Source organism: Phormidium sp. CCY1219 (assembly GCF_055795085.1).
Window position 1 is genome coordinate 1 of the sequence record NZ_JAYFEQ010000375.1, and the last position, 8,806, is coordinate 8,806.

Annotated in this window: 9 protein-coding genes; 3 read left to right on the forward strand and 6 right to left on the reverse strand. The window is 51.2% G+C overall.

Translation table 11 applies throughout. The annotated features are described in order from the left end of the window. Window positions 1-72 precede the first annotated feature (72 nt). Window positions 73-1,281 carry an NAD(P)/FAD-dependent oxidoreductase gene (locus AC0QH1_RS07180; RefSeq protein ID WP_324630310.1) on the forward strand — a complete coding sequence of 403 codons (1,209 nt, stop codon included), beginning with the start codon at window positions 73-75 and terminating at the stop codon, window positions 1,279-1,281. A gap of 9 nt (window positions 1,282-1,290) precedes the next feature. Then, window positions 1,291-1,938: an HAD-IA family hydrolase gene (locus AC0QH1_RS07185; RefSeq protein ID WP_324630311.1), complete on the forward strand. Its 648-nt coding sequence runs from the start codon at window positions 1,291-1,293 to the stop codon at window positions 1,936-1,938. A 417-nt stretch (window positions 1,939-2,355) separates the two neighbouring features. Here the strand turns inward: AC0QH1_RS07185 and AC0QH1_RS07190 are convergent, their stop codons facing one another. The 6 genes from AC0QH1_RS07190 to AC0QH1_RS07215 form a co-directional block, all read right to left on the reverse strand. Continuing rightward, on the reverse strand, window positions 2,356-2,763 hold the full coding sequence (locus AC0QH1_RS07190; RefSeq protein WP_324630312.1) for a DUF4278 domain-containing protein: 408 nt from the start codon (window positions 2,761-2,763) through the stop codon (window positions 2,356-2,358). Window positions 2,764-2,943: 180 nt separating this feature from the next. Next, on the reverse strand, window positions 2,944-3,867 hold the full coding sequence (locus tag AC0QH1_RS07195) for an ADP-ribosylglycohydrolase family protein (protein ID WP_324630313.1): 924 nt from the start codon (window positions 3,865-3,867) through the stop codon (window positions 2,944-2,946). Between the two features lie 28 nt (window positions 3,868-3,895). Beyond that, window positions 3,896-5,356: a DUF1802 family protein gene (locus AC0QH1_RS07200; RefSeq protein ID WP_324630314.1), complete on the reverse strand. Its 1,461-nt coding sequence runs from the start codon at window positions 5,354-5,356 to the stop codon at window positions 3,896-3,898. An 18-nt stretch (window positions 5,357-5,374) separates the two neighbouring features. After that, window positions 5,375-7,360 (reverse strand): ATP-binding protein, encoded by a 1,986-nt coding sequence (locus AC0QH1_RS07205; RefSeq protein WP_324630315.1) that lies wholly within the window; start codon window positions 7,358-7,360, stop codon window positions 5,375-5,377. Window positions 7,361-7,441: 81 nt separating this feature from the next. Next, the gene (locus tag AC0QH1_RS07210) at window positions 7,442-8,182 is read right to left on the reverse strand and encodes a hypothetical protein (RefSeq protein WP_324630317.1); all 741 of its coding nucleotides are present in this window, start codon (window positions 8,180-8,182) and stop codon (window positions 7,442-7,444) included. A gap of 160 nt (window positions 8,183-8,342) precedes the next feature. Continuing rightward, window positions 8,343-8,540 (reverse strand): hypothetical protein, encoded by a 198-nt coding sequence (locus tag AC0QH1_RS07215; protein ID WP_324630318.1) that lies wholly within the window; start codon window positions 8,538-8,540, stop codon window positions 8,343-8,345. A gap of 27 nt (window positions 8,541-8,567) precedes the next feature. Here AC0QH1_RS07215 and AC0QH1_RS07220 point away from each other — a divergent pair, with 27 nt between their 5' ends. Then, on the forward strand, window positions 8,568-8,792 hold the full coding sequence (locus AC0QH1_RS07220; protein ID WP_324630319.1) for a hypothetical protein: 225 nt from the start codon (window positions 8,568-8,570) through the stop codon (window positions 8,790-8,792). Window positions 8,793-8,806: the final 14 nt, after the last annotated feature.

An 8,806-nucleotide genomic window follows, 5' to 3' on the forward strand; every position in this document is an offset into this window, starting at 1 on the left:
TAAAGCCGCACGTTCGTTTTTCCTCCCCCGGCTAAAGCACGGGGGTTTCCAAACGTATCGGAGGTTATCATCATGACAGAACCTGCACGGATTTGCATTCTCGGTGGCGGTTTTGGGGGGTTGTACGCCGCCAAGCGTTTGAACGAATTACCTTGGAACCCACCAGAGCAACCCGAAATCCTCTTAGTAGACAGCAACGATCGCTTTGTCTTTTCCCCCTTGCTGTACGAATTGCTCACCGGGGAACTGCAAAGTTGGGAAATTGCCCCGCCGTTTTCCGAACTGCTGGCAAATACCCGGATTCGCTTCCGTCAAGCAACGGTGGAAAATATCGATATCGACAACCAGCAGGTGTACTTCCACGATGGGGGGGAATTTGCCTACGATCGCCTGGTGTTGGCATTAGGTGGCGAAACCCCGATGCAAATGGTGCCGGGATGCGCCGAACATGCCATTCCCTTTCGCACCGTTTCCGATGCTTACCGCCTAGAAGAACGCTTGCGGCGGTTAGAAACCTCGAATCGCGATAAAATTCGGGTGGCGATCGCCGGTGCGGGATACTGTGGGGTGGAATTGGCCTGCAAACTCAGCGATCGCCTGCAAGACCGGGGCCGCCTGCGCCTGATTGAAATGGGCACCGAAATTCTGCGAAATTCTCCGGAATTTAATCGCAAAGCGGCACAAGCGGCATTAAACGACCGAGGCATTTGGGTCGATTTAGAAACTACCGTGGAACAGATCGGCCCGGATAGCATTTCCTTGCTCTACAAAGGACAAGTGGATACTATCCCGGTGGATGTGGTGTTGTGGACTGTGGGCACTCGCGTCTCCCCGGTGGTGGAACCCCTGCCCCTGCAGAAAAACGCGCGGGGTCAAATCCAGGTGACGCCGATGCTGCAAGCTCTCGATCGCCCGGAAATTTTCGCCCTGGGGGACTTGGCGGAATGTATGGATGCCAAGGGCAAGCGGGTGCCCACTACGGCGCAAGCGGCAATTCAACAAGCAGATTGCACTGCCTGGAATCTCTGGGCGTCAATTCGCGATCGCCCGTTGCTACCTTTCGAGTATCAACCCTTGGGGGAAATGATGACCCTCGGGGTTGACAATGCCACCCTCACTGGATTAGGAATAAAACTCGACGGTCAAGCCGCCCATCTGGTGCGCCGACTGGCTTATCTCTATCGCATGCCCACTTTCGACCATCAACTGAAAGTGGGGTTGAATTGGACGTTACTCCCCTTGCGCGAGTTTCTCCTGCAAGCGTATGGTTCCCCCCATTAAATCTTTCTGATGTTTCAGCCAAAGGTCATTTTTTTCGATGCCGTGGGCACCCTATTTGGCGTGCGCGGGAGTGTGGGCGAGGCATATGGCACCCTTGCCCAACAGTTTGGGGTAAATGCCAACCCGGCACAGTTGAACCGCGCCTTTTTTGCCTGTTTTAAAGCACGGGAACAAGCGGCGTTTCCCGGGGTGGAAACCAGGGAGATTCCTCGGTTGGAGTTTGAATGGTGGGAGGCGATCGCCACCGATACTTTTAAACGGGCAGGGGTGTTTGGCGACTTTGCGGATTTCTCTGCCTTTTTTGCCGCACTCTATGCTTACTTTGCCACCAAGGACCCTTGGTTTGTTTATCCCGAGGTGCGATCGACTCTCGCTTCCTTGCGATCGAAACACATCGAACTCGGTGTGATTTCTAATTTCGACTCGCGGCTTTATCCTGTCCTCGAAGCGCTGGATCTGGCGGAGTTTTTCTCCTCGGTGACGATTTCTACTCAGGTGGGTGCGGCGAAACCGGACCCGCATATCTTTGCCACCGCTTTGGCAAAACATGGTTGCACCCCCGAGGAAGCATGGCATATCGGCGATAGCTATCGCGATGATTATGAAGGCGCGATGAAAGCCCAAATGCGCGGCATTTGGCTGCAGCGCGAGTCATAAGGGGGGTTTGGTCATGGGTCATTTGCTCGTCCCCAGGCTGAGCCTGGGGACGGTGGAAGGGAGGCTCTGCCTCCTACTCTTTCCCGGTTGTTCATGCTCGTTCCCAGGCTCAGCCTGGGGACGGTGGAAGGGAGGCTCTGCCTCCTACTCCTTCCCGGTTTTGCTCGTTTCATGCTCGTTCCCAGGCTCAGCCTGGGGACGGTGGAAGGGAGGCTCTGCCTCCTACTCTTTCCCGGTTGTTCATTTAAGTGACGGGCCGGTGCGTCACCCCCGAGAGGAGATTGGGGTGGTTCCCACCAATGGGATGGCGGGGGTGACGCACCCTACGGTGGTTAAATTACCAAGGACTAATGACCAATGACCAATGACCAATAACAAAACCCCCTTCACCTAGGTGAAGGGGGTAAAAAATTCACTTTAGTGCCAAGAACAAGTTAGCTGATTCGATTCGCTTTCTAGTAAGGCGATTAAATGTTCGTCTCCTTGGATCCGTGCGGCTTGCAGACGCCGTTCTAAACTGCGGCAAATGTTGGTGCGGTGCAGTTTGGCAACCTCTTCACCCAGGCGATCGCCTTCGGAATCGATCGCCATTGCTTCCGCCGCAACGGGGGGCGCAGTGGCGGGTTTGGCGGTTTCTACCGATTCTCCGGTGCTGTAGGTACTCCCTCTATATTTGAGCTGATGCAGGGGTTGGGGCATCGGAATATGTCTGGGATAGCGCGGGTGCCATGCATTGCCCCGATATTGACCGCCTGTTTCCCCTTCCATCATGTCAAGGGTCGGGGGTTCGTAGTCGTAGGGGGTCCCACGATAAGAGAGTTTCATATCAGAGTCTCCGAAATTCATGTAAGTGAGGTTTGCTAAAGTCGAGAATTTGGCCACAAGTTGCATGCCATTCTCTATTTCTGTATTATATTTTACCATTTTAAAAAAAATTTGGCAACTTTAACAAAATTTTACAAAATAACTTCTGGGTATCCATTGATAATTGCCAATTGCCAATTGTCAATTTTTCCCTCTGGCGAGTTTTTCGGCGAGGTAGACGATTAAATCGTGCGCTTTGAGGCGCGATCGCCACGTTTGCGGGATGCCGCTTTCGCCGTAATACGCGCCGGCGAGTTGTCCGAAAATGGCACCGGTGGTATCCGCATCGTTGCCTAAATTCACCGCTAACAAACATCCTTCGGCAAAGGAGGTACTGTTGTGAAATGCCCACAGTGCCGCTTCTAGGGCATCGACTACATATCCGGTGCCTTTAATTTCTGGCGGTTGGCGGTGTTTGAACTCCCCGGCAGCGATCGCGTCGATTTCGGGCACCAAGGGGTGTTCTTGCCAATATCCGGGAAGGGGAGAATATCGCGGCGCGAGCAATTGCGATCGCGAAACCCCCTGCACTGCGCCCACCAGCAATCCGGCGAAGTAACCGCAAGCATCCAGACAACTCGCCGCCGCGTGAGTGGTCCGGGAACTGTCTTTTGCCCGCGCGATCGCTTGTGCGGGGTCGTGGGCACAAAACAAGGGCACCGGTGCCAAGCGCATCAGGGAACCATTGCCCGCACTGCGCGGATCCGTCACGCCACAGTCGGGTGCGCCGGTTTGTTCGAATTTCTGCAATGCCCGCAAAACCGTATTGCCAATATCGAAACAATACCCGATACTGCTCAGATGTCCCTGGCGATACCATTGACAATAGGTTTCCAATTGATGGATGGGGTCGAAATCCCCCTGGCGGATCAGACTTTCTGCCAAACATAGGGCCATTGAGGTATCGTCTGTCCATTCTCCGGGTTTCAGGTTAAACGGACCGCCCCCCACTAAGTCGGTAATCGGGGTAAAGGTGCCCGGGGGTTTGAATTCCAAGGTGGTGCCTAGGGCATCGCCGATCGCCAACCCCAGCAAACATCCGCGATAGCGTTCGATTTTATTCATACAAGCAAAGCCAAGCGAAATTAGCTTATTATTGCAGATTCTCGGGAAGGGATAAATCCCGCAGGTAATAAAAGCGATCGCGCCCCTCGGCGTCTTTTTTTCGCCCTAAGTAACCCATCAAGGGGGAAGACAGTTCGAGGAGCATTTCTTTGACGCAATTTTCTCCCAGTTTGGCCCTGGGTTCTTTGGCATAGATGGCATTGTAGTGGGTGCGAATTTCCAGGGGCAGCGGTTTGCTTTTGGGGTCTTCTAATTGTTTGACGGTTTGCACCAGTTGCGATCGCACCTTAATCTGGTCCACAATACTATTGATATAATTGTTTAACTTTTCGTCAGCTAACCCAAACGGTTCGGTTTGTAAGTGCTGTTTGAGTTGCATCAAGTCCAGGGAACCGGGATAATTGGCATGCAGTTCCACTAAGCGTTGCAGGGTTTCGGGGCGGATAACGTTCATTTCATTTTCCGTGGCGGTTCGGCGGGCGTAATCGGTTAACTCTCCAGCAGCGACGATTAATTTTATCGCCCGGTTATAGCGTTGCTTGCCTAAATGATTGTGGCCGATTTTGATAAGTTGAGCCGGGGTTCCATCGCTGACTTTCTCGGTTTTGGTGGCTTTGCATTCTCCCACGAGGAGGTAAGGATATTCGCAAAATAAGTCAATTCCCCCCGGTCCGCCGGTGGAGTCGGGGTCGAGACTCTCACCCTTAAATCCGAGTTTGAGCAGCGATCGCCGCACCAGTTTTTCAAAGGCGTGACCTTCGCTGGAATTTCCCACCTCGCTAATGGTAGAAATCCAGGTTAAATCCGGGTCGGTTTCCTGGGGTGTGGAAGTATCGGTCCATCCGAGAAAGCTTTGCAAGGCGCGATCGAGGGGTTGGGCGGCGGGTTGGGTAAGGGCAAGGTGAGCGATCGCCCCTTGCAATTCTTCCAATTCCGGATGTTCTGGCGGTAGCAGGTTTTCGAGTTGGTCGCGTCGGCGATCGAATGTGGAATCACTCAATACGGGTTGATAGTCTGTGATGGGTAATGGATGGGGTAAACCGATAAATTTACCCAGTTTTTTCTGGCTTACTGGATTGTTAGGCACCTGGATCGGTTGCAAAAACCGATATAAGCGCAAGTGCGCTAGAAAAATATGGGGGTGGGTTGCGATATGACTCTCTAATCCCTCAGTGCTCCACACCGTTAACTGCGACAACACCTCGAAGCTTTCCGGGGTATTGACCATCTGGCACAATTCGCATTTTGCCCAGGCTTGAATTGACAGGCTATCCGCAGAACTCTGGGTCAGTTCTGTAGATTTGGCGATGGACACAAACCCCGGATTATAGTAGGTTTCCGGAGGAAGGGGGTTAACGGAACTCGGGAGAGGATAGAGCGCAAACTGTCGCCCCGGCTTGAGAAAGATCCGGGGAATGACAGCAATTGTCCGCCCGCAAAGTAGGGCTTCGATGTCTGGCGCAGGTAAGCACAGTGCAGTTTGAACCAACTCTTATTCCTCCCATCTTTAACCAAACAGGTCTCTCAAATCTTCGTCCTCATTCGGGGTTGCTTCGATATCGGTTGGTTGTAGGAAAGCGTTTAAAAGCTCTTCCTCCTCCAGGGTTTCTTCATCGATTTTTCCGGACGGATCGCTTAATATTTCGAGCAGCAAAGGGTTAGTCTGCGTTTGCGCTTTGCAGAACTGCTTGAATTGCTCATCGCTGAGTTGATAGCGATCGCACTGTTCGTAAACTAGATAAAGGTCGATGAGCAGTTTAATGTGTTCTTCTTCCAAATAAACCCACTCTCCTCGCAACTTATAAATAAGTTCTTCCAAATAGCCGGAGGAAGCCCAATTCTTCTTAATTGGCTTGTCTTTAGAGCGCACCAAACAGCTGCGCGTCAAACCAAATGCGTCATAGTCGATTAAGCGCTTCATCCCTGCGCCTACCGCTCGTCCAGTGTCGTGCTGTAGCACCGCCACGCCAATTTGGATCGGCTGGTTGTTCTCTTCTACGACAATTTTGAAGTTAATCCATCCTTGATTTTTCGATTTCGGTTCCACGTCAACCACCTGTTGCACGATCGCATTGTTTAATGTCTCCCCGGTGGAAGTTTCTCCAGCTAACGTTTCCCCGATTAAGGTTTCAAATCCAAACCGTAACCCAGCCGCAATCAGCTCGTTGTTTTCGGTATAATCCTTTGGTTCGAGTTCTTCAGCATTCGTTAACGCCAGTTCAAACCGCTCGCGAGGGTCTTCGGGCAAGGGTTCTTCATCAACCTTAAAGTTTTCGGCACACCATCTTAACGCTTCCCTTACCGTTGGCTTGTTTTTGCCATATTGTCGGAGTTGCGTTTCTTCAAAAGGATAAAGCGGATGAGGTGGTGTTAGCTGTCGGGCTTGATAAAACTCTTGCATCCAGGTGGCTACCACATCCACCATCACATCACTGTTTACATATTTTAACCCAAGCGGCTTGCTTTGGGTAAAAGTGGAGATTCTAGCGGGTACCCCAGTCCCCATTTGCTTCACAGAATTACTCCAGGTATCTGGAAACATTAAGGTCAGAATGACGACTCCTTGACTGACATTGGAGTCAATTATCGTATCGTAAAGCCGCTTGATAAAATCGGCAATTAACATAGGGGTTGTGTAGCCGTCATCATTACATTGGTTGAGAACATCTATCTCATCAAAGCAAATGAGAATGGGGGTATAACCATTGACTAGCTTGAGGATTTTCTGAATCGTGCTTAACGCTTCGGCTTCTCGGTCTTCATTGGTTTTGTTGCCATTAGAAGGCAATCCCATTGTCTCAGCGGTGGATGGATCGATTTCATTCCCCGCCAACCATTCCACGGCATAACTGCCATACCGCTCGGAAAGGGTCCATAAAAGCCCCCGCAGTATATAAGGATCTGTCTCGGGCTTAGTTGCTGCCACTTTTTTGCTGAGGATATTCATCAAATCCTTGTTGTTCGCCAAAAAACTCTGATATACCCGATCGAATCGCTTGACTAACTCTTGGGAAGATAGGCTCGCAGCATTCGGGTTAATGGCCTGCAATCCCTGGTTAGCCATCGAGGTGGCGATTTCTTGCCACTGCATCACTCCTTCGCGACCTGTACGACTTAAACTCTCCACTAAGGTTTGCTGAAATTGGTATTTAATTAGGTTTAAGTCGGTGTAATTATTGCCATTGGCATACACAAAGGAGACGCGCTTTTCGGGGGGGAGCTGATGGCGGATGCGACTAATTAGGTGAGTTTTGCCCACTCCAGCTTCAGCCGTCACCACGAGGGTCGCTACTTTGTCGGCACTGGATTGACTGGTGCTGACGCGCTCGATTGCCTGCAACACTGCGTCCGAGGCTTCTTTGTTTAACGTGGGAACATCCGGAAAGCCCTTTCCCCAGATATTCTGTTCTTGCACGATGCCGGCTTTAGTAAAGGGATTGTGCCTTTGGATAGCGGCGTTAATTTGTTCGAGTGGAGAATCGGAATTAGCCATAGTTATGTCCTGTGAAGAAGCAACAATTGAGAAACCATGAGGTGTCTATCGGGACCGGAGAGACATCCAAACTTGGGGGTTTTAGAGGCGCTTGGCGTAATAGCGCAATCCCACCCCGGGGATAACGATCGAGTCTTGATGTTTGTCGGGGGTCATGTCTGGCATTTCTCCCGCCATGAGCTGAAACATATCTTCTGCCTGCATTGTAGTCATCCAGTCGTTGAAATCGGATCGAGTGACCCGATCGCCAATGTCGCGCCGGATGAGATAAATGGGCACTAAGTCATCTAGATTGTAATAGCCGTTGAGGCGATCGTAGACTTCCAATACCACCGGTTTGAATTGTTCGTAATCGGTAATCGGCGAGGGGGCGGGTTGTGCGAGTTTTCCCTCTGGCGAGGCGGGAGAGACTGGTGTGGGGGTGGGGACTGGGGCGGTTTGCTCTGGTGCGATGGAGGTACTGACGCCGCCATCGTACATTTTCCCGATCCACTGCAGGAGGGCGTTGGGCAGTTTGGTGCCTATCTGTTTCCCCTCAAATTTAAAGTGCTTCAATCCTTCCTCTAGCATCTGCAACCCGGTGGGCACAGTCAGGGACACTTTGTTTTTGTCGATCGCGATCGCTCCTGCACTTTCCAATTCGTCTAAAATTGGCTGATAATCTGACGCTCTCTCTTTGGTACGGATCAATCGCCGGGTGAGGGTTCCTTTTTTCACGGCGGATTCGCTTGCTCCCATATCCCACAAGGTCAGCAAAATCCGCGTTTTGGCTGATTCCGGCGTCCCTCTTAGCCCTTTGTTTGTGGATTCAGATGATGTCATGTTTCTGATGTCTCTGTTTGGGTTTTATTTTAGTCTATCCAGTAATCGTACCTAAGAAAAGGCACCCCGGGTTAATTTTTGATAATTCTCTAGAACAATCTTGATTTTTTGATAAAATTCCTTGATTTTTCGCGAAAAAATGGTATAATACCCTCTGGCTTCAGGGCGAAAATCCCCGATCGCATTCCCACCCGCAAGCAGTGCGATCGCGACTCGCTACAGTTCGCCCCTTCACCGCCGATAGAATACGGCGGCGTAACCCCGGTTTTCCCGCGCCGCTTTCCCCATAAAAAACCCGTTTTCCTGCAGAAAACGGGTTTAAAGCACTGTGAAGACGTCTGTTCGCTTCTTTATTCATGCAGGCTAGCTATTTTTACTCACTCAGATGAATGCTTCGCCGCAATCTCGAGCCGATGCAAGTCGCTTGTGTCTCTATCCTTGGCAACTTCAGCCCTCCTCTCCAGATTGGGCGCAGGAGGAAAGCGCGTTATTTGCCGGGGAAAAATTGCAAATTTATAACCCGATCGTCTTGAGGATTGATTCGGTCTGGTTGATACTCCCTACGGATAAATCCGAGGGATTCTTAAAGAGTCCAAAGTCGGACTTTTAAAGGCGCTTTTCCCC

Coding starts and splice junctions, on each gene's coding strand:
- AC0QH1_RS07210 (WP_324630317.1), bottom strand. CDS start 8,182: ATGACATCATCTGAATCCACAAACAAAGGGCTAAGAGGGACGCCGGAA.
- AC0QH1_RS07190 (WP_324630312.1), bottom strand. CDS start 2,763: ATGAAACTCTCTTATCGTGGGACCCCCTACGACTACGAACCCCCGACC.
- AC0QH1_RS07180 (WP_324630310.1), top strand. CDS start 73: ATGACAGAACCTGCACGGATTTGCATTCTCGGTGGCGGTTTTGGGGGG.
- AC0QH1_RS07205 (WP_324630315.1), bottom strand. CDS start 7,360: ATGGCTAATTCCGATTCTCCACTCGAACAAATTAACGCCGCTATCCAA.
- AC0QH1_RS07185 (WP_324630311.1), top strand. CDS start 1,291: ATGTTTCAGCCAAAGGTCATTTTTTTCGATGCCGTGGGCACCCTATTT.
- AC0QH1_RS07220 (WP_324630319.1), top strand. CDS start 8,568: ATGAATGCTTCGCCGCAATCTCGAGCCGATGCAAGTCGCTTGTGTCTC.
- AC0QH1_RS07215 (WP_324630318.1), bottom strand. CDS start 8,540: ATGAATAAAGAAGCGAACAGACGTCTTCACAGTGCTTTAAACCCGTTT.
- AC0QH1_RS07195 (WP_324630313.1), bottom strand. CDS start 3,867: ATGAATAAAATCGAACGCTATCGCGGATGTTTGCTGGGGTTGGCGATC.